21 protein-coding genes are annotated in these 21,676 nt (G+C 36.1%); 20 read left to right on the top strand and 1 reads right to left on the bottom strand.

From position 1 onward, the window contains the following. Nucleotides 1–55 precede the first annotated feature (55 nt). Entirely contained in the window at nt 56–1,864 is a 1,809-nt protein-coding gene (gene glmS, locus J7S27_04200; GenBank protein ID QTU82522.1) for a glutamine--fructose-6-phosphate transaminase (isomerizing), read from the bottom strand. 320 nt (nt 1,865–2,184) lie between these two features. Between glmS and J7S27_04195 the strand changes: the two genes are divergently transcribed. From J7S27_04195 to J7S27_04100, 20 genes are all read left to right on the top strand, one after another. Further along, the gene (locus J7S27_04195) at nt 2,185–2,961 is read left to right on the top strand and encodes a tRNA threonylcarbamoyladenosine dehydratase (GenBank protein ID QTU82521.1); all 777 of its coding nucleotides are present in this window, start codon (nt 2,185–2,187) and stop codon (nt 2,959–2,961) included. A gap of 32 nt (nt 2,962–2,993) precedes the next feature. Next, nucleotides 2,994–3,752 (top strand): TatD family hydrolase, encoded by a 759-nt coding sequence (locus J7S27_04190; GenBank protein QTU82520.1) that lies wholly within the window; start codon nt 2,994–2,996, stop codon nt 3,750–3,752. Nucleotides 3,753–4,004: 252 nt separating this feature from the next. Beyond that, complete coding sequence (locus J7S27_04185) at nt 4,005–5,213, top strand: acyl-CoA dehydrogenase family protein (GenBank protein ID QTU82519.1); 1,209 nt, start codon at nt 4,005–4,007, stop codon at nt 5,211–5,213. 69 nt (nt 5,214–5,282) lie between these two features. Beyond that, a complete protein-coding gene (locus J7S27_04180; protein QTU82518.1) occupies nt 5,283–6,131 on the top strand; it encodes a 3-hydroxybutyryl-CoA dehydrogenase in 849 nt (282 codons plus the stop codon). Between the two features lie 35 nt (nt 6,132–6,166). Beyond that, a complete protein-coding gene (locus J7S27_04175) occupies nt 6,167–7,348 on the top strand; it encodes an acetyl-CoA C-acetyltransferase (protein ID QTU82517.1) in 1,182 nt (393 codons plus the stop codon). Between the two features lie 29 nt (nt 7,349–7,377). Next, nucleotides 7,378–8,577 (top strand): OFA family MFS transporter, encoded by a 1,200-nt coding sequence (locus J7S27_04170; protein ID QTU82516.1) that lies wholly within the window; start codon nt 7,378–7,380, stop codon nt 8,575–8,577. Between the two features lie 383 nt (nt 8,578–8,960). After that, nucleotides 8,961–9,740: an enoyl-CoA hydratase/isomerase family protein gene (locus J7S27_04165; protein ID QTU82515.1), complete on the top strand. Its 780-nt coding sequence runs from the start codon at nt 8,961–8,963 to the stop codon at nt 9,738–9,740. A 19-nt stretch (nt 9,741–9,759) separates the two neighbouring features. Beyond that, entirely contained in the window at nt 9,760–10,479 is a 720-nt protein-coding gene (locus tag J7S27_04160) for a CoA transferase subunit A (protein QTU82514.1), read from the top strand. A 4-nt stretch (nt 10,480–10,483) separates the two neighbouring features. After that, nucleotides 10,484–11,137, top strand: coding sequence for a 3-oxoacid CoA-transferase subunit B (locus J7S27_04155; GenBank protein QTU82513.1), 654 nt, complete (start codon nt 10,484–10,486; stop codon nt 11,135–11,137). A 147-nt stretch (nt 11,138–11,284) separates the two neighbouring features. Beyond that, nucleotides 11,285–12,193 carry a LysR family transcriptional regulator gene (locus J7S27_04150; protein QTU82512.1) on the top strand — a complete coding sequence of 303 codons (909 nt, stop codon included), beginning with the start codon at nt 11,285–11,287 and terminating at the stop codon, nt 12,191–12,193. 10 nt (nt 12,194–12,203) lie between these two features. Continuing rightward, a complete protein-coding gene (locus tag J7S27_04145; GenBank protein QTU82511.1) occupies nt 12,204–13,316 on the top strand; it encodes an acyl-CoA dehydrogenase family protein in 1,113 nt (370 codons plus the stop codon). Further along, on the top strand, nt 13,316–14,233 hold the full coding sequence (locus J7S27_04140; GenBank protein ID QTU82510.1) for an MBL fold metallo-hydrolase: 918 nt from the start codon (nt 13,316–13,318) through the stop codon (nt 14,231–14,233). The genes J7S27_04145 and J7S27_04140 overlap by 1 nt, the downstream gene beginning before the upstream one ends. A 202-nt stretch (nt 14,234–14,435) precedes the next feature. Continuing rightward, nucleotides 14,436–14,951, top strand: coding sequence for a VanZ family protein (locus J7S27_04135; GenBank protein ID QTU82509.1), 516 nt, complete (start codon nt 14,436–14,438; stop codon nt 14,949–14,951). A 307-nt stretch (nt 14,952–15,258) separates the two neighbouring features. Continuing rightward, nucleotides 15,259–16,101, top strand: a complete 843-nt coding sequence (locus J7S27_04130) for an aldo/keto reductase (GenBank protein QTU82508.1) — start codon at nt 15,259–15,261, stop codon at nt 16,099–16,101. Nucleotides 16,102–16,115: 14 nt separating this feature from the next. Further along, nucleotides 16,116–17,126 carry a YeiH family putative sulfate export transporter gene (locus tag J7S27_04125; protein ID QTU82507.1) on the top strand — a complete coding sequence of 337 codons (1,011 nt, stop codon included), beginning with the start codon at nt 16,116–16,118 and terminating at the stop codon, nt 17,124–17,126. 329 nt (nt 17,127–17,455) lie between these two features. After that, the gene (locus J7S27_04120; GenBank protein ID QTU82506.1) at nt 17,456–18,664 is read left to right on the top strand and encodes an MFS transporter; all 1,209 of its coding nucleotides are present in this window, start codon (nt 17,456–17,458) and stop codon (nt 18,662–18,664) included. 90 nt (nt 18,665–18,754) lie between these two features. Next, nucleotides 18,755–19,021, top strand: coding sequence for a hypothetical protein (locus J7S27_04115; GenBank protein QTU82505.1), 267 nt, complete (start codon nt 18,755–18,757; stop codon nt 19,019–19,021). A 67-nt stretch (nt 19,022–19,088) separates the two neighbouring features. After that, on the top strand, nt 19,089–19,628 hold the full coding sequence (locus tag J7S27_04110) for an NAD(P)H-dependent oxidoreductase (GenBank protein ID QTU82504.1): 540 nt from the start codon (nt 19,089–19,091) through the stop codon (nt 19,626–19,628). A gap of 39 nt (nt 19,629–19,667) precedes the next feature. Next, nucleotides 19,668–20,078 carry a CoA-binding protein gene (locus J7S27_04105; protein QTU82503.1) on the top strand — a complete coding sequence of 137 codons (411 nt, stop codon included), beginning with the start codon at nt 19,668–19,670 and terminating at the stop codon, nt 20,076–20,078. 229 nt (nt 20,079–20,307) lie between these two features. After that, nucleotides 20,308–21,642, top strand: coding sequence for an ISL3 family transposase (locus J7S27_04100; GenBank protein QTU82502.1), 1,335 nt, complete (start codon nt 20,308–20,310; stop codon nt 21,640–21,642). Nucleotides 21,643–21,676: the final 34 nt, after the last annotated feature.

Raw genomic sequence — 21,676 nt, 5'->3', positions numbered from 1 at the left:
TTTCAGTCTGTTATATCAAAACGTCATATTTGTAGAATGCATGCAATTAAAGTTTTTATTCAACCGTTACAGATTTCGCCAAGTTACGTGGTTTATCCACATCTAAATCTTTACCAAGTGCGGTGTAGTAGGCGATTAGTTGTGTTACAACGACCATGGCAAGTGGCGTTAATGAAGCATGAACGGCAGGGATAATATAATCGTCATTTTCACGATGACAACCTTCCATAGCAAGACGCATAACACGCGCGCCTCTTGCTTTGACTTCTTCGATATTACCGCGCGTATGACTGGCTAAATGAGAATCGCTTAATAGTGCAATAACGGGTGTATCTTCTTCGATTAGGGCAATTGTTCCGTGTTTTAATTCCCCTGCAGCAAAGCTTTCGGTTTGTACGTATGAAATTTCTTTAAGTTTTAAAGCGGCTTCCATTGCAACGTAGTAATCCAAGTGTCGACCAATATAAAATGCATTTCGTGTGCTTAATAAGTGATCGTGCACTAAGTTTTGAATGGTTGCTTTATCGGCTAAAATACCTTCAATAACACTTGCCACACGACTTAATTCAAAGGACATGTTCATTGTTTCGTTAAGACCTAGTGACTCGCGTAAAGTTTCAGCCAAAATCGCTAAAACGGCAATTTGTGCGGTATAGGCTTTGGTCGAAGCAACGGCAATCTCTGGACCGGCATGTAATAACAACGTGTAATTTGCTTCACGTGACAGTGTGGAGCCTTTAACGTTTGTAATGGTTAAAGAGGGGTGGTTTAAAGCATTCACACGAACGAGTGCTTGGCGAGAATCTGCGGTTTCACCACTTTGTGTAATAAAAATAAAAAATGGTTTTTTAGAAAGCAATGGCTGATTGTATGCAAATTCACTGGCGATGAGCACTTCAACAGGAATATTTGCCATTGATTCAATTAGCGATTTACCAATCCATCCAGCGTGATAACTGGTTCCACATGCAATGATGTAAATGCGATCACTGTCTTTTAAGTGATTTAATAAGGCGTCATCAACGTGTAATTTACCGTTTTCAGCGGTGTATTCTTGCAATAATCGACGTAAAACGGCAGGTTGTTCGTCCATTTCTTTTAACATGTAATGTGGGTAAGTCCCTTTTTCGATATCACTTGAATCAATTTCAGCTTTAAAAGCTTCACGTTCGATACGTTCACCATTAAAATTAAAAATGTCAACAGTGTTTTCACGTAACACGACGATTTCTTTATCTTGAATGGCGATGTAAGTATCCGTTTCTTGAATTGTCGCCATCGCATCAGAACAGATGACGTTGAACTGTTTACCTAATCCAATTAGCAATGGACTTTTATTTTTAGCGGCATACAATACTTCTGGATCGTTGACGTCTAACAGTCCAAATGCGTACGAACCTTGAATGTGTTTTAACGCTTCTAATAAAGCGTCTTGTGTTGATAAGCCTTTTTCTTCTGCAAAATAGGCAATTAAATTAACGGCTACTTCCGTATCTGTTTGAGAATAAAATGTAACGTGAGATAAAAAAGTTTCTTTTAATTCGGCATAATTTTCAATGACACCGTTATGAACTAATGTAAAGCGACCGCTTTGTGATTGATGGGGGTGCGCATTTTCTTGTGTTGCAGGGCCGTGTGTTGCCCAACGTGTATGTCCGATACCGGAAAAAGCGTCTTGTTTTTCATCAACAGCAGCGCGTAACGTTGCGATACGTCCTACTTTTTTCGTTAAATGATTTGCATTTTGCAATGATTGTGTAAAGACTCCAGCAGAGTCGTATCCACGATATTCTAATTTTTCTAGGCCATTTAAAATGACCGTTTGAATGTGATTTTGGCCGATACAGCCGACGATTCCACACATATAGTTACTCCTTTAAAAACGGTACACAAAATTTTGTGTCCATTATGTTTTGTATATGATAGGTTTCTGGTGCGTACATATGGTTTTGTCAAAAGTTTTGTCATATGCTTTAGAGTGCACACCCTTGAGCCATCCGCCGAATCTTTCGATAAGCTCAATCCTCGTCACCTGTCTTCAGGCCTGGCGCTATCCGATTTACTGTCCTCATCAGTCTATTTTTTCAGAAACCATGAAAATTTTAAAATATTTTTCATGAAAAGTCAAAAGATAAAATTTTGTCTAATGTGTTATAATAGACCTATCAAACTAAGGAGAGAAATATGACGAATCAGTTTCCAGAACGTTTATCACGCTTGCGTTTATTATTAAAAGATGAAGGACTAATCAATTTAAACAACGCCACCGTCATGGTACTCGGATTGGGCGGAGTGGGATCGAGTTGTGTGACCGCTTTAGCTCGTGGGGGTGTTGGAAATTTAATTATATTAGATAGAGATACCGTAGAAGAGAGCAACATCAATCGTCAAATGGTCGCATTTTACTCTACCATTGGTCGTGTAAAAGTCGATGTAATGACCGAGTTAATTAAAGACATTAATCCAAATTGTAATGTGATTGGTAGACAAGAATTTTTAACGAAAGAAACGATTGGACAGGCGTTATCACAATATCCAAGACCGGATTATATTATCGACTGTATTGATACGGTGTCACAAAAATTAGCGCTTGCGCAATGGTGTATGGAAGAAAATATTCCGTTACTATCATCAATGGGAGCGGCAAATAAATTAGATCCAACACATTTCAAATTTGACTATATTGAAAAAACAAAATATTGCCCACTATCAAAAGTCATTCGTACAGAATGTCGTCGTCGTGGCATTAAAAATTTAGAAGTGCTCTATTCTGATGAAATGCCACCACAACTGCAAACACAAAGTGGCGGAAGTAAAGCACAAACACTTGGCTCAATGAGTTATATGCCACCAATTGCTGGGCAAATGTTAGCTGGTAAAATTATTTTACGTTTATCCGGATTAGAAAAATTTAAAGTAACGCCAGTTGCAACAAAGCCTAAATTAAAACAACACAAGTAAGATAGTAAACGAGTGATAGTATAGGAGAATCTATGCGTATTATTGACAGCCATTATCATTTAGATTTTATAAAAAGTGATGCTCTAAAAAAAGCGTTACTACAACAATTATCAGCAAACAATATTGATATTGTTGCACAAACCGTTACACCTGATGGTTTTGAACAGTTGCATCAACGATTCGACTACCCCGATAACACCATCAAACGTGTGTCGCTAGGTATTCATCCGTGGTATATCGATAATGCCCAAACGCAATTGAAGCAATTTGCGCAGTATGTTAAAAAGACGTCGTATATTGGTGAAATTGGGTTAGATTTTACACCGAAGCGTTTAGAAAGTGTTTCGAAAGAAATACAAGAATTTGTGTTTAGAGAAGTGCTAAAGTGTGTGGTTGAACAAGATGCGCATTACATTCTATCGATTCATGCCGTAAAATCAGAAATGAATGTTATTGATATTTTAGAAGAAGAGATTGATGACTTTGAAAAGGTTGTGCCAATTATTCATCGTTTTAACGGGACGCATGAAGCGTTACATCGTTTTTTAAAATTGGGTGGGTATATTTCGGTACATCCCAGTCTGTTGAACACTAAAAAAGGTAGAGCGTATATTCGCTATATTCCAAATCATCGCTTACTTTTCGAAACGGATTTACCCGGTGAACACGCCGCATCCCCCGTAGATGAAGTCATGACTGCGTTGCATCATCTATCAACGAATTTAGTAGACATCAAGGGTGAACAGATTTTATCTGACATTGAAAAGACACAACTGAAATTGTATGTTTAAAATGTGTTTTATGAAAAGTGGATATAAAAGTGAATATAACATCGTGGAAAGCATCTGTTAGCAGGTGCTTTTTTGTGTACAACAGTTGTGTTTATCAGTGTATTAGATGAACTTATAATCCCATTAATTTTTCTTAAGTAGAAAATAAAACGTTTTCATTATATGATGACAGTGTCAACAAAGTAATAGTTTTACTTCACTGTATGGCTATTAACAAATTAAATCAATTATTGATAAAGGAGATACAATAATATGGCAACAAGAGAAGAAATTTTAAAAGAGTTATATCCAGAGGATTTATTTGGCTATGCAAATGAGTTAACAGATGGTGAAATTAACGTCTTGAAAAAATTACGTCATGAATTAGAAACACGTGTTCGTCCAGTTTTAATCGATTCTTATGAAAATGCTTTATTACCACGTGAAGAAATTTTAGGAGCATTTGCTGCAGCGCGTATTATGGATGACCCAGCATTGTTTGAAGGTCGTGAAGAAAAATGGAAAGTAAGAGAAATTTATAACGTGTTCTTATACTTAGAATTGACACGTTTCGATCCTTCTGTTGCAACGTTCTACACTGTTCACGGTGGTTTAGGATACAACACTGTTTTAATCGGTGGTAGCCCAGAACAAATTGAAAAATATGCAACACAAATTCGTACAATGACAGCACAAACATGTTTTGCGTTAACTGAACCAACTCACGGTTCTGATATTGCTGGTGGTTTAGCAACAACAGCTGAACGTCGTGGCGATAAATGGATTTTAAATGGTGAAAAACGTTGGATTGGTGGCGCTAAAACAGCTGACTTCATTCCAGTATTTGCACGTGACGTAGCAGATAAAAAAATTAAATGCTTCATGGTTAAAGGTGGTTCAGAAGGTTTATCCGTTGAAAATGTACCACACAAAATTTCATTACGTATTGTAAACAATGGACACATTACATTAAAAGATGTGGAAGTAGCTGAAGAAGACCGTTTAGTAAATATCAATGGATATGGCGATGTTGCGAAAATCTTTGTGCGTACACGTACAGATGTGGCACATATTGCCATGGGTACAGCAGCTGGTGCGTTTAACGCAGCGCTACGTTTAACAACAACACGTGAACAATTCGGACGCAAACTTGCTGGATTCCAATTAGTTCAAGAAAAATTATCTCGTATGCAAGCCAATGTAGTTGCTGCATTAGCATACTCTGTTCGTGTAGCTCAATTACAAGAAGAAGGCAAAGAAATTATGTTGAATTCTTCATTATCTAAATTGCACAATGCATTACGCATGCGTGAAACAGTTTCGTTAGCGCGTGAAGTATGTGGTGGTAACGGTATTACATTAGAAACAGAAGTGGCTCGCTTCTTTACTGATGCTGAAGCGATTTACACTTACGAAGGAACACACGAAATTAACGCATTAATAGTTGGTCGTGAAATTACTGGTATCGGTGCATTTTTATAATGCGTAGTAAAGAACGATTGGCACTTTAGTCAATCGTTCTTGTTCTTTAAAATTGAGGAGATGAATAAAATGGAAATTAAAAATGTAATGATTATTGGTTCTGGTCAAATGGGTAGCGGTATTGCGCAAGTGTTTGCACAATCAGGGTATACCGTTTATTTAAATGATATTAAAGCAGAATTTGTTGAACGTGGTATCAACGGCATCAAAAAACAATTGGAACGTGCTGTTGACAAAGGACGCTTAACAACTGAAGTGTTAGAAGAAACGCTAAATCGTTTAATCCCATCTACGACATATGAAGATGCCAAAAATGTACAATTAGTCATTGAAGCAGCAACTGAAAATCGTGACATTAAATTAAGTATTTTCAAACAATTAGATGAAATCACTGCACCTACAACAATTTTAGCATCAAATACGTCATCGTTATCAATTACAGATATCGCTGCCGCAACAACACATCAAGAACGTGTTATTGGTATGCATTTCTTCAATCCAGCGCCAGTAATGAAATTGGTTGAAGTCATTAGTGCGTTACAAACATCTAGTGATGTGGTCGAAAAAGTGCGTGAAATTTCTGAAAAAATTGGTAAAACACCGGTTGGTGTAAAAGATGCGTACGGTTTCGTTGTGAATCGTGTATTAATTCCAATGATTAATGAAGCCATTTTCATTTTAAGTGAAGGTGTTGCCAGTGCGTCTGAAATTGATGCGGCAATGAAACTAGGGGCAAACCATCCAATTGGACCTTTAGCTTTAGCGGATTTAATTGGATTAGACGTTTGCTTAGCCATTATGAACGTATTAAATACAGGGTTTGGTGATACAAAATATCGCCCAGCACCATTGTTGAAAAAAATGGTAGAAGCTGGTAAATTAGGACGTAAAACAAACGAAGGTTTTTTCAAATATTAAAAACCAAATCGTAAAAAGAAATGAGGATGTTTAGAATGAAAGAAGTAGTTATAGTATCTGCAGTACGTACACCGATTGGATCTTATGGTGGTTCATTAAAAGATGTCAGTGCTGTGGAATTAGGAACATTAGTCATCAAGTCAGCGTTAGAACGTGCTAATTTAAAACCAGAACAAGTAGATGAAGTCATTATGGGAAATGTTTTATCTGCTGGTTTAGGACAAAACGTGGCAAGACAAATGAGTATTCATGCAGGGCTTCCACAAACAGTACCTGCTTTTACAATTAATAAAGTGTGTGGTTCAGGGTTAAAAACAGTTCAATTAGCAGCACAAGCCGTTATGTGTGGCGATGCAGATATTGTCGTTGCAGGTGGTGCAGAAAACATGTCACAAGCAGCGTATGTGTTGAATAATCAACGTTGGGGTGCACGTATGGGCAACACAACTGTCGTTGATACAATGATTAACGATGGTTTATCAGATGCATTTAACAACATTCATATGGGAATTACAGCGGAAAATGTATCAGAGCAATATGGCATTACACGTGAAATGCAAGATGCTTTTGCGGTATCTTCTCAAAATAAAGCAGAAGCTGCTATTAAAGCAAATCGCTTTAAAGAAGAAATCGTCCCTGTTGTGATTCCACAACGTAAAGGGGATCCAATCGTCTTTGATACAGATGAATATGTTCGCTTTGGTGCTACAGTTGAAGGCTTGGGCAAATTACGTCCAGCGTTCAAAAAAGATGGAACCGTAACAGCAGGAAATTCATCTGGTATTAACGATGGTGCAGCAGCAGTAGTTGTGATGAGTGCAGACAAAGCAAAAGAATTAGGTTTACCAATTATCGCTAAAATTACGTCTTACGCTAGTGCTGGATTAGATCCAAAAATTATGGGGTGTGGTCCAATTTATGCCACACAAAAAGCGTTGGCAAAAGGTGGTTTAACCGTTGCTGATTTAGATTTAATCGAATCTAATGAAGCGTTTGCGTCACAATCTTGTGCCGTAGCCAAAGAATTACAATTAGATGCAGACAAAATCAATGTGAATGGTGGCGCAATTGCTTTAGGCCATCCAATTGGTGCGTCAGGTTGCCGTATTTTAGTAACTTTATTACATGAAATGGAAAAACGTGATGCTAAACGTGGTTTAGCAACATTGTGTATCGGTGGGGGTATGGGTACAGCGTTAATCGTTGAGCGTCCATAAAATTCACCACATACTGAAAGGAGTATATGATGAAAAAAACACCAAATCGCTGGCTGATTTTAGTTGCAGCCATTGTAACGAACTTAACTTTAGGTATTGGATATGCTTGGTCTGTATTCCAAGCGGCATTATTGAAAGCAAATGAAGCGCAAGGATGGAAATTATCACAAACTTCATTAGCATTTAGTATCTCATTTGCAATGGTTCCGGTTGGAATGATTATCTTTGGTCCAAAAGTAGATAAACAAGGTCCGAAAAAATTCGTTTTATTGGGCGGAATTTTATTTGGATTAGGTATGATTTTAACAGGATTTGCAGCAACCTCTATCCCTGTATTATATGCAACCTATGGGGTTCTATTAGGTTTAGGTATTGGTTCTGCATATGGAGCAGCAACATCAGTTGCTGTAAAATGGTTCCCAGATAAAAAAGGTTTAGCTGGTGGTTTAACCGCAGCAGGTTTTGGTTCTGGACCAATCATTTTCTCTCCAATCATTCAAGGAATGATTGGTAGCGTTGGCGTCTACGATACATTTAAAATTTTAGGTGTGGTCTGTTTAGTGATTTTAGCAGGTGCATCAACCGTTATGGTAAAAGCTCCAGATACAACATCAGCTAATGCTAGTGCACCAGCTCCAACTGGAAAAACGTATAAAGAAATGGTACGTGAGAAAAACTTCTGGTTATTGTGGGCTGTGTACACAATCGGTGCTACTGGTGGTATGATGATTATCGGTACAGCGAGTGATATTGCAAAAACATATAATTTAATTGATCCAGTTCAAATGGTCATGGTTGTTGGTTTAGCGAACACATTTGGACGTATTTTCTGGGGAAGTATCTCTGATAAAATCGGTCGTTATTTAACGGTTGTTGCAATGTTTATTACCGTTGGAGTGGGTATGTTCTTGCTAGCAAGCAATCAAACGTTAGGTGCCATTTTCGGTGTAGTTGGTACACTTTGTGTGGCATTAAGTTTCGGTGGATTTTTAGGGGCGTTCCCTGGTATCACTGCAGAAAACTGGGGTGTTAAAAATGCAGGTTCAAACTACGGTTGGATGTTCACCGCTTACGGTGTTGCGGCAATCTTTGGTCCTTCATTAGGAACATCTATTAAAACGGCTAATAATGGTGATTATACGGTTGCGTTCTACATTGTTATGGCAATGGCTGTAATCGGTATGGCATTGCAATTGCTATACATTAAACAAAAAAATAAAGCAAATTAATGATTGTTTAAAAACCTTGCCTTCGGGCAAGGTTTTTAAGGCTGTTGAATTTGTCAACAGCCTTTTTTCGTACAGACGTTAAGTTGTACGGCTTATCGCGATGTATCAGCGTATGACTAGTTATCATGTTAAGATAATCGGTGTTTAAATGTATACAGTTGTTATCTATAAAATCGGCTTAAATAAAGTGAAAAAGAATAATCTATTCGTAAAAATTATTCGATTTTTAAACTATAAGTTGAACTTATAATCCTATTAATGTTTATTAATTAGACAAACTTATAGGTCAGCGTTAAACTATTCATGTAAGCACTTACAGTGTTAAAGATGCTAAACTTTGTTGACGCTTATGTTTATGACATCAATTTTATAGGAGGGCTAATATGAGCCAAACAGTATTGTTAGAAATTAAAGAAGGCATTGGTTACATTACAATTAATCGTCCAGAAGCATTAAATGCTTTAAGCTCACAAGTGTTAGATGATTTAAATGGCGTATTGGAAACAATTGAAAAGAGTGATGATGTACGCGTTGTTGTTTTAACAGGTGCAGGTGAAAAAGCTTTTGTCGCTGGAGCAGATATTAAAGAAATGGATCAAATGACACCTATTCAAGCGTTTGAATATATGACCTATGCCAATGATACGTTCACGCGTTTATCCGATTTAAAACAACCGACAATCGCTGTATTAAATGGATATGCATTGGGTGGCGGATTAGAATTGGCACTATCAACAGATATTCGTATTGGTCATGAAAGAACAGTTGTTGGCTTCCCTGAAGTTGGATTGGGAATTATTCCTGGTTTTGCAGGTACACAAAGAATGTCTCGCTTAATTGGAACAAGTCGTACAAAAGAGTTGATTTTTACGGCACGTACCATTAAAGGACAAGAAGCCTATGACTTAGGCATACTTAACCATTTAGTTTCAACAGAAGCGTTATTAACAACTGCGCAAGAATTAGCAACGCAAATTATGAAAAATGCACCTTTGGCAGTTGAAAAAGCAAAACATGTCATTCAAGTTGGTGCAGAGTTACCATTGAAAAATGCCATTCGTTTAGAAACCGAAGCAGAAGCGTTATTATTTGCAACAGAAGATAAAGTGGAAGGCATGCGTGCCTTTGTTGAAAAACGTAAAGCAACATTTAATCGTAAATAAACATATAGGAGATTGAATTATGAAAATTGTATCTTTACAAGAAGCTATTTCTCTAATGAAGCCAAAACAAACCGTAGGTATTTCGGGATTTCTAGGTGTGGGTGAGCCATTTGAATTAATTGAAGAAGTGATTCGTCAAAATCACAACGATTTAACAATCGTTTCCGTAGTTACAGCACATCCGGGTAAAGAAATTGGTGTGGGTCGCTTGTGTGAAGCACAGCTTGTTAAAAAATATGTAGCCGCTCACGTTGGGACATCACCTGCTGCTCAAAAAGAATTTTTTAGCGGTAACATGGAAGTAGAATTTACGCCAATGGGAACAGTTGTTGAACGTTTACACGCTGCAGGTGCTGGTTTAGGCGCGGTATTAACACCAACAGGTGTAGGAACAATTTTAGAAGAAAAACAAGAAAAAGTTGTCCGCAATGGAAAAGAATATTTAATTTACGATCCATTGAAATTGGATGTTGCTTTAATTAAAGCGACAAAAGCGGATAAATATGGAAACTTATACTGTGACGGTACAACAAAAAATATTTCGTTACAACTGGCATTAGCTGCAGATACAGTTATTGTAGAAGTAAATGATATTGTTGAGGTTGGTGAAATTGACCCTAATGACGTTTACATTCCAGGTATTTTAGTCGATTACGTTGTTCAAGGATTAACACCACAAGAACACCATAAAATGATGGGTGATTTGTGGACTGAAACTAAAAAATTAGCAGGGGTATAAAAATATGAAACCAAAAGAAATTATTGCACGTCGAGTGGCTTTAGAATTTAAAGATGGAGATGTTGTCAACTTAGGATTTGGTATTCCAAATGCCTCTGCAGACTACATTCCTGATGGCGTTAATGTTGTATTACAAGCAGAAAATGGCGCTTTACGTTTTGGAGCAACGCCGGATAAAGATCATTATCATCCTAATTTAGCTAACTCTGGTGGCGCACCAATTACATTATTACCAGGTGCATCGCTATTTGATATTCAAACGTCGTTTGCGATTATTCGTGGTGGACACGTTGATGCAACAGTTTTAGGTGCATTAGAAGTGTCACAAGATGGTAGCATTGCAAACTGGTATATTCCGGGTAAATTTGCACCGGGTATGGGTGGTGCGATGGACCTTTTAGTAGGTGCAAAACGTGTTATTGCTGCTATTCAACACGCTACAAGTGATGGTGAGTCTAAAGTATTAAAACAATGTTCTTTACCGCTATCAGCAAAAGGTGTTGTTGATTTAGTCATTACAGACTTAGCCGTTTTAGGATTCCAAGACGGTAAATATTTATTGAAAGAATTAGCACCTGGTGTCACTTTAGAAGAAGTTTTAGCTAAAACAGAGGGTGAAGTGATTGTATCAGATGATTTGAAAACGATGCCAATTTAATGGTGTTAAATAAATTGAAATCAATACCAATTTAATGGTATGACACTGAAAGCTATGGCAAACATTCCTTAGAATAATGGACTTGCCATAGCTTTTGATTAGTATCTTTTACAGGGTTTAGGTATAATAGTAGTAGGAGAATGTGTTATGGATATTATGCAGTTAAATTATTTTATCAATATTGTAGAATGTGGCTGCAATTTATCTATTGCAGCAAAAAAAATTCATATTAGTCAGTCTGCGTTAAGTCAATTTATTACGCATTTTGAGTCTGCGGAAGGTGTGCAATTATTCAATCGGAAAAATGGCCGTTTGGAAAGTTTGACTGAAGCGGGTTCAAAAATTTATCGTTTTGCAAAGGAAATTGTCAACAAGCATGAAGAAATGCAGACGATGATTCAAATTGAATCGCAAAAGCAAAAAGGAACCATTCATCTCGGTGTGCCTTCGTTAATATTGCGCGTATACTTTTCAAATATTTTGCCGAGATTTCTTAAAAATAACCCGCACATCAATATTCAAGTAACTGAAGGTGGGGGAAAAGAACTCCGTCAAAAATTTTTAACGGGTGATATGAACTTTGCACTTTTAGTTGAACCGACTAGTTTAGACTTGAAAAAGTACGAACAACACATCATTCAAGCCGATGAGTATGTCGCCTATATGGATAAAAATCATCCGTTGGCAAATAAAGAGTTGTTAGAATGGGAAGATGTTGTGAAGTATGATTTAGCAACGTTTAACAAGACGTTTACAACGTTTGATATTATTACGGAAAAATTTAACGCTAAAAAGTTAAAAGCAAATTTTGTTTATTTGTCATCTACGTGGGATTTCTTAATCGAGTCTACCTACGATAATGAGATGATTGCGATTTTACCGAGACCGGTTGAATATTACATTGATAAGAATCGCTTTAAAGTTGTTAAATTTAGAGATTTTGTACCGTTTAATATATGGTTCTGTCGGCCGTACAAAAATAAATATAGTGAAGTTGAAGCTTTTGTGTATGAAGAGTTATTAAAAACCTACTACGAACCAATGATGAACGGATAAGGAGAAAAATATGCGTATTCATAGTGAGCAGTACTACCAATTAGAACAGTACGTGAAGTCAACGTTACGACAAGTCGCACAGCAGTATGACGAAAATGGGCAATTTCCGTTTGCTTTATGGCAGCATTTGTGTCATGAACATCATATTTTTGATTCGATTGTCGAGTTGACTGGAGCAACTTTTGATACCGTATTTTTAGAAATGATTCGCTTAATCGCAACAGAGTATCCAGCGCTTGCAGCAATCGCCTTGACGCAAGGGTATTATGGTGTGGCGTCCATCCATTATTTTGGTTCTAGTCAACAAAAAGAAAAATATTTATCCCGCTTAATTTCGGGCGATTTAATATCCGCACTAGGTTATTCTGAGTATGGTAAAAAAGATATTTATCGTATGGAGACCGTCGCCACCCAAACGAAAAACGGGTGGATCATTAGCGGAGAAAAACCCCGTGTATCCAATGCCAAAGAAGCTGGTGTGTTTTTAGTCTTAGCAAAAGCAAAATTGTTAAATGGACAAGAAGATTTTGGCTTGTTCATTGTTGATCGTGAATTAGACGGTGTAACGGTTGGAAAATCATTTGATAAAGATGGATTGCAGAGCATGTCCGTTGCGTCTGTTCTATTGGATAACGTGGTGTTGTCAACAGATGATTTATTAGGCGGTGTACTTAATGGAAAAATACAGTGGGAATTTTTAATAAATCACATGCATTTAGGGTTAAGTTCTATTTCCATTGGTATTGCTGTAGGTGCGTTTAAAAAAGGCTTGCGTTTTGTAAGCGTGAAACGTGGCTTTGGTAAACGTTTGATTGATGTGGATTATCATAAATATTTGTTTGCGAATATGTACAATAAAGTCTGTTCAGCTGAAACGTATTTCGATTCCTTAAATTGTACCGAATCATTTGGACACTTATTAATTTCATGCATTAAATTATATACGACAGAAGTTGCGATTGAAGTCAGTGAAGAAGTGCAACGTTTAATCGGGCCGATTGATAAAGAAGAGGCAATTCGTATGATACGTTTAATCAATGATGCCCAGTTAATCGAACATTATGGAGAAACTGGCAATTCTATCCGGAAAAATATAGTACAATCGTGGCTCAAGGAGGAGTAATGGAGGAATTAAATTTACAATCCATGCAATTTGGCGATATGACAATTACTTGGTTGCGTGGTGTCGATAAATTTACAGATGCGGGCACGTTATTTGGCCCTGTACCCAAAGTGGTTTGGTCTAAAGTTATGCCAACGAATGAAAATAATATGCTGGTGGATTATACCGATCCGCTATTAATTCAATACCATGGCGAAAATTATTTAGTCGAAGCAAGTTTTGATACGCATAAATTAGATGAAAAGCAACGTCGAAATTTAGGGATTATTAGTGAAAGTCGTATCGAAGAAAGTTTAGCGTTATTAGGGTTAACTACAGATGATATTACATATGTGTTGATGACACATATGCACCACGATCATTCTGGTGGTTTGACAAAACAATTAGATGATGGGCAAATCGTTTCTAAATTTAAAAATGCGACGATATACGTTCAAAAAACAGAGTGGGAAGAAATGCAGTCGCCGAACAAGCGCACACGTGGCACGTATTTACAAGAAAATTGGCAACCGATTGTTGATCAAGTGCAAACGTTTGACAAGGAATTTGAAGTTGTACCGGGTATACGTTTAGTGCATACAGGTGGGCATAGTAATGGTCATTGCATTATGCTCTTACAACAAAAAGACGAAACGCTTATTTATATGTCGGATTTACTCGTTTCACATGCGCACTTTAATCCACTTTGGGTGCCCGGACTAGACGATTATCCAATGCAGTCTATTGCTGCAAAAGAAAAATGGATAAACGAAGCGTATGAAAAAGGGTATAAATTTATTTTTTATCATGATCAATATTATGCAATGCTCCAATTTGATCAAACAGGTAAAAATGTAATTGATTATTTAGAGCGTAATCGAAAACCGATTATACCATTCACAACCGAGCAAACAAGACGATTAAATGTGAATGATTGATGTAAAAATTTGGTTCTATAATATGTGGTGTTGGTGGCTTGTAACCCTTGCTATCAACACCTTTTCAATTTAAGTTTGCAAGGGGATATGTCTTAAAAAACGTTAATTTAAGGGAAATGGCATTTTTTTGCATTTCGGTGTAGAATAGAAATTGTTTTAAAATGATGTTTTGATAAGATTTCAAAATAAGTAAGGATGTTTTATGGGAACGATTTTAGATATTTTAGCGTATATTGGCGTCTACTATTTTGTCTGTTTACCACGCTGGAGAAAACGTGGAGAAAGTGTGCTCATTGTACGTACGTTATTTTCTTTTTATTTATTAGTCGTATTGATGCTGACGGTATCTCCAGTTGTAACGTCTTTACCGTTTATCTTTAATGCTCAATTTCCACGAATGGTAAATATGATGCCGTTTGTTGATATTTTGGATCATCGAGATTTCGCCATTTCGCAAGTTGTGTTAAATATTTTATTGACGATTCCATTTGGCTTTTTTCTGCCGGGTGTTTACAAAATGAAAAAGCAAGCATTGATGAAAACTGTTTTTGCGACTTTTTTATTTAGTCTGACGATTGAATTGACTCAATTCATTTTAGCCAACGGGCGAATTACGGATATTACAGATATTTTGACGAATACGTTTGGTGGTGTTGTTGGATTTGCATTATATAGAGCCATTAAACTGTTCGTTCATCGACATTATAATCCAAGGTAATGCTGTATTGACTAAATGCAGTGTAGACGTGATGTTCAATAACTGTATTTTGCAATGAGTAAAATGAATCGACACGAGCAATGTATCGTGTAACTTAACTTAAAACACAGTATAAAAAGGTTTTGCGTTAAATGAGATTGATGCCTAATAGCATAAACAACAAAATCAATCTTAAAAACGGTATACAAAAAAGATTAAAAATTTTCAATAATCAGCAATTTAGGACGAATCGTTAGATTGGTCTTTTTGTTTGTGTTGATAGGGTTATCACGATATAATATAAGGTATAAACATTAAGGAGGATTCTATGGAAGTTTATCAATTAGTTAATGGTGTATCTATTCCAAAAATTGGATTTGGTACATGGCAAATCCCTGATGGGCAACAAGCGTATGAAAGTGTATTGTTTGCGCTAAAAAACGGGTATACACATGTTGATACTGCACAGATTTATGGCAATGAACGTAGTGTCGGTAAAGCGATAAAAGATAGTCAATTAAAACGTGAAGACATCTTTTTAACGACAAAAGTTTGGAATGATAAACACGATTACGAATTGGCAAAAGCATCTATTGAAGAATCCATGGAAAAATTAGGTGTTGAGTATTTAGATTTATTGTTAATCCATTGGCCAAACCCAAAAGCGTTGCGTGAAAATGATGCGTGGATTCAAGGAAACGCTAGTGCGTGGAAAGCGATGGAAGAATATTATTTAGCAGGTAAAATTCGTGCAATTGGCGTATCTAACTTTATGCAACATCACTTAGAAGAATTATTTAAAACAGCGACCATTAAGCCAATGGTCAATCAAGTGATGTTAGCACCGGGTACAACACAAGACGAGTTAGTTGATTTTTGTAAACACCATCATATTGTATTAGAGGCGTATTCTCCATTAGGTACTGGATCAATCTTTGAGAGTGAAAGTGCAAAAGAAGTAGCCGAAAAAAATGGTAAATCCGTTGCGCAAGTAGCGTTACGTTGGTCGTTACAAAATGGATTTTTACCGTTACCAAAATCGGTGACGCCAAAAAATATTTTAGCCAATTTAGATGTATTTGATTTTACGTTATCAGCAGAAGATATGGAAAAATTAAATCGTGTAGAAGGCGTTAAATCTCAATCCAATCCTGATGAAGTCAACTTTTAAGAAGGTGATAAACTATGAAAATTAAAACTATTCTACCCGGAGTCTGTTTAGCATTAATTTTAGCTGCAGTAGCAAAAATGATTGCCGCTGTTTTGCCCATTCATTTAATTGGTGCGCCCGTCATTGCGTTGTTTTTAGGAATGGCAATCAATCATTTTTATAAACCAAGCGCGTCCGTACAAACAGGATTAACGTTTATGTCAAAACGCGTTTTAAAATTTGCCATTATTTTATTAGGTGCCTCGCTTCATTTAGGACACGTCTTTCGTGTTGGAGCGATGTCGCTAGTCGTTATGATTTTTACATTAATCACTTGTTTTTTAGGCGGGTATTATATCGGTAAAGCGTTAGGATTGAATTGGAAATTATCTAATTTAATTTCTGCAGGTACAGGGATATGTGGTGGTTCAGCTATTGCCGCTATTGCGCCTGTCATTGAAGCAGATGACAGTGATATTGCTTATGCCATGTCTGCAACATTTTTATTTGATATTGCGATGATTATGCTTTTTCCAATATTGGGGCATATGCTTGGATTAAGTGATATTGCCTATGGTCTTTGGACAGGAACAGCGGTAAATGATACATCTAGTGTAGTGGCAGCAGGTTATGCCTATTCTCAACATGCCGGTGATTTTGCCGTTATGGTGAAATTAACACGGACGCTATCGATTATCCCAACAGTCATTATTTTTTCATTGATTCAATCCAATTTAAAACGTAAAGAAAATGCGGGATTACAGACAAAAAAAGTAAACCTATTACAATTATTTCCATGGTTTATTTTAGGTTTTCTTGCCTTAACGGGAATTAATAGTTTAGGATTGATATCCGATGCAACGGGTCACTTTTTAAAAGATACAAGTAAATTTTTAATGATTTCAGCACTTGCTGCCATTGGTTTAAAAACAGATTTTTCTAAAATGAGAAAATCAGGGTTACAACCGATGGTACACGGATTTATTATTTCTGCATTAGTCGTTATTGTAGCGATTATTGTAGAGTATGGTATGGGTATTATTTAGTTTTGATAAACTGGGAATTGGCTTGTCAATTTCCAGTTTTTTTGTGGCTCCATGTCAAATAGGGTTGATGGCTCATAAAGATAGTGATTTAACAAATGTGACGTCACTATCTTTAATAGTTTGTGTTGGTATCTTTACACAGGAAACTGCCGACACTTTTTAAATGTATTTGATAGAGCAAACGGTGATGAAAATGTAGTTGCAAATTCAATTGAATAGGCGTATACTTTGAAAAGTAATGAAAAAATTCAGAAAAACTTGAAAACAAGTTTTTTTTAAAAAGTTTATCATGTGATTTTTTTAACATTTAAGAATAAAGGAGTTTTGTTATGTCACAATCAAAAGAAATATCGACAAAAACAGGTATTTTAATGTTTTTTATATTATTCATGTCGTATATTTTATTTGCAGCAAATTGGGTAGGGGGGTCAACGTTAGGCCCAGAAATTATTAAAACGTATTTTCCAGGTGAAACGGTTTCTCCCGTTATTTCACAAGTGGTCAATTATACCATCACCACTGCACGTGTATTCGCCAATTTTCTAGCAGCCTTTTTCTTAATGAAATTAGGTATTCGTAAAGCGGGTATTTTAGCGTTTGTCTTTTTAAGTTTTGCGCTAGTAGCCATCTGGATGCCAAATTATTGGCTATATATCGGTGCACGTATGATTATGGCTCTTGGAGGGTCAATGTTAATGGTGTTTATGAACCCCATGGTCGTTCGTTTCGTTGCGCAAAAACACAAAATGATTTATTCCGCATTGATTACCGCGTCATATAATATCGGTGCGTTCATTATTGCGTTAGCCTTTATCGTTGCAGGCAATACATTACGTATGGATTGGCGCATCACGATGAGCGTTATTGCATCATGTGTTTTAATTTTATTTGCTACTTGGTTGTGGAAATCAGAACACTTTGAAACAACACCGTCGACAAATGACAATTATTCTTATGCCGTTGCTATAAAAGATGCGTTTATTTGGAAATATTCTTTAAGCTTTAGTGCGTTCATTTTCTTATATGTGATGATGCTAACGAGTTTACCGGCAACCATGGCAAAATACGTTCAAGAGTTGAATTCTGGAATGATGATTTTGATGGTTTCTGGAGGTGGTATCGTCGGAACGCTAATGATGATGCGCTTAAAAATTGAAAGTAAACGTAAACCGTTTTTACTAAAAGTCGGTAGTTTAACCATTGCCTTATTGGTTGCATCGCTATATGTTGCACCGCATTTCATTATTGGCGCATACGTATTAATGTTTTTAGGCGGGTTTGTTTTATTCATTCAATATCCTGTCTACTTAAATATTCCACATGAATTGCCTAATATGAACCCACAACGCTCTACATTAATGTTTGGTGTGATATGGGCATTAACGTATGGTTTATATACACTATTTAATTTCTTCTGGAGTTTAATTTTAGACAATTTTGGTTTACAAGCTGCACATATTTTCTTTGTCGGTATTGTATCTGTTCATCTACTAATGATTTTTACATTACCTGAAACGTACGTGAAAAAAGAAAAATAACAATGTAGCGAAACATCGGTCTGTAGGCCGATGTTTTTTGATATTACCTGTTTATAATAAATGTATATAACGGTTTGTGAGGTGAATACAATGGAAGAAGTCATTATTTTTTTATTGCAAGAAATGCTCTCAAGTAAAAAGAAAATGATACGCTACATTGCATTTGTACTGGCGGTAATTGTGTTTGGTTCGCTTGTTTGGTTCAATGTTGTACTCATTATGGAACAAAATGATAGGATTGCTAAAGTAGTGTTGTGTGTCATTTTGTGTTTAACACTAACTGGAATAGGTGCCTTTATCCATACGGTAAAACAGTTAATCAAAACGGGTAAATTCGATACAGTGAGTGAATCATAAAAAGTATTGACTTTTACGTTGTAACTGATATAATTACAACGTAACATAAATAAAAAGGAGTTTTATTATGAAAAAAGTATTATTTGTTGTTGGTTCTTTACGTCAAGGGTCATTTAACCATCAATTTGCACAAATTGCAGAAGAAAAATTAAACGGAAAAGCAGAAGTTGCTTATTTAGATTATTCAAAAGTACCTGTGTTTTCACAAGATTTAGAAACACCTGTATTGCCTGAAGTTCAAGCCATTCGCGATGCTGTTGCAAAAGCAGACGTGATTTGGTTCGTTTCACCAGCGTATAATTACGGTATTCCAGGTCCTGTTAAAAATTTAGTAGACTGGTTAAGTCGTGCATTAGATTTAAGTGATCCAAAAGGACCTTCTATTTTACAAGATAAAAAAACAACGGTTTCAATTGTTGCTAATGGAGGACACGATCGTGTTGCGGATGATTACCGCTTCCTATTACCATTTGTTCGTACAAGTGTTGTTGAACCGTTCACAACATCAACGATTAACGGTTCAGCATGGGCTGACGGTAAATTAGTTTTAGAAGAAAGTGTATTAGCTGACTTAGACAAACAAGTAGAAGCTGTGTTAAACGCATAATCAAACTTTTTTATTGGCGTCGAAATTGTAGGGGGAACAATGATTGAAACATATTTAAAAACATCAAAAACTATTGCGGTAGTTGGATTATCCAATCGAAGTGAAGCAACATCATATCGGGTCTCTGAATATATGCAGCAAAATGGATATACCATTATTCCAGTTAATCCAACGTGTGCAGGAGAAACGATTCTTGGTGAAAAAGTATACGCAAGTTTGTTGGATATTCCATTTCCCGTTGACATCGTCAATGTCTTTAGACGGAGTGAATTTTTAAATGACGTGGCTAAAGAGTTTGTTCAAATAGATGCTAAAATTTTTTGGGCGCAATTAGGATTGTTTAGTCAAGAAGCGTACGATACGCTAACTAAAAATGGCGTACAACATATTGTTATGGACAAGTGCGTTAAAATTGAGCATCGTCAAATGCTTGCCAATGAAAATCAGTAATTTCATCATATTGGGCGTTGATAGCTTTCAAAAGGAAGTTATCAACGCCTTTAATCATATAAAAAACGTGTAGGCGGTTTGCTTACACGTTTTTTGATTAATGGTTCTATAATATTTGGTGTTGGTGGCTTCCGCAAGGAAGCTATCAACACCTTTTAAATTATGTATACAAAAAGGTCAGATATTCCCTTATAATTAAAGCGCTAAATCTAATAAAAGGAGAATTATCATGACCTATGCATCTAGTATACACCAATTATTATCAATTGAGGATAAAAATATAACATTTAACGATACATTAGTATTACCCACTGTCACTATAAAAGATAAAACCTATCGACAGTTATCTGGAACTTTATCGTATACACCGTCTTGTTGCGAAAAATGTGGCGTTCAAAACAACCATCACACCGTTATAAAATACGGTTTTAAAACCATTCGTTTATTACTAGGAGATATTAACTTTTCTCCGCTGTTATTGCAGTTGAAAAAGCAACGTTTTCTATGCAAAGCCTGTGGAGAAACCTTTATCGCTACAACAACATTAGCGGATAAAAATAGCCATATCTCTCATATTGTCAAACGTAAAATAATCGACTTATTAACAGAAGAAATGGCGATGTCCACTATTGCCAAACATACTTTTGTATCACCTCATACGGTCATTAGAGTCTTACGTCGTACCACAAACACATTTATGACGCATTGCCATTTACCTGAAACCATTTGTATAGATGAATTTAAATCGGTTCAAAATTGTGTTGGGAAAATGAGTTTTATTTTCTGTGACGCACAGACACACGATATTATAGACGTTCTGGAAAGTCGTAAACAGCAGGATTTAATCGATTATTTTTTAAGGTTTGATGCATCAGAAAGATTACGTGTTAAATTTGTGGTAATGGATATGTATAAACCGTATATAAAAGTGATACAGACGTGTTTCCCTAACGCTAACATCATCATTGATAAATTCCATGTTGTACAACATTTAAATCGCGCATTAAATCGTTTAAGAGTAGAAATTATGAATACCTACCGTTATAGTAGACCGACAGATTATCGTAAATTGAAACAATTATGGCAATTAGTGTTAAAAAATAGAGAAAATTTAGATGTTGAACGCTTTGAAACGCATCGTTTGTTCGATGGACTGATGACAGAAAAAATGATTGTTGATTATTTAGTGGATTTGTCCCCGCAATTATCCAGAGTGCACCATATCATCAATAATTTAAAATTTGATATTGCCTCGAATGATTCTCAACAGTTTATAGATGATTTAAACGCATCTAAGTCATATCAACTACGTCAATATGTACGAACAAGTTTAAACTCACTGATGTATTATATAGATGAAATTCGCTTATCTCTAGAGTATCGCTATACAAACGGACCGATTGAAGGGCTTAATAATCGCATTAAGAATATTAAGCGTTCTGGATATGGGTATCGTAACTTTTACAATTTAAGAGCTCGAATACTTATTGTCAATCGATTGTTTAAAAATAAGAAAACCGATAACGAAGAACATTCCTCGTTATCGGCTAATAAAGTCGCTTAATTTTTGGTCACCAACACCATTTGACATAGAACCT

The sequence above is a fragment of the Carnobacteriaceae bacterium zg-C25 genome (assembly GCA_017945845.1).
Classification (GTDB): Bacteria; Bacillota; Bacilli; order Lactobacillales; family Aerococcaceae; genus WM01.
Note: the sequence above shows the minus strand (reverse complement) of the source record. Positions and strands in the feature narration are given on the sequence as shown.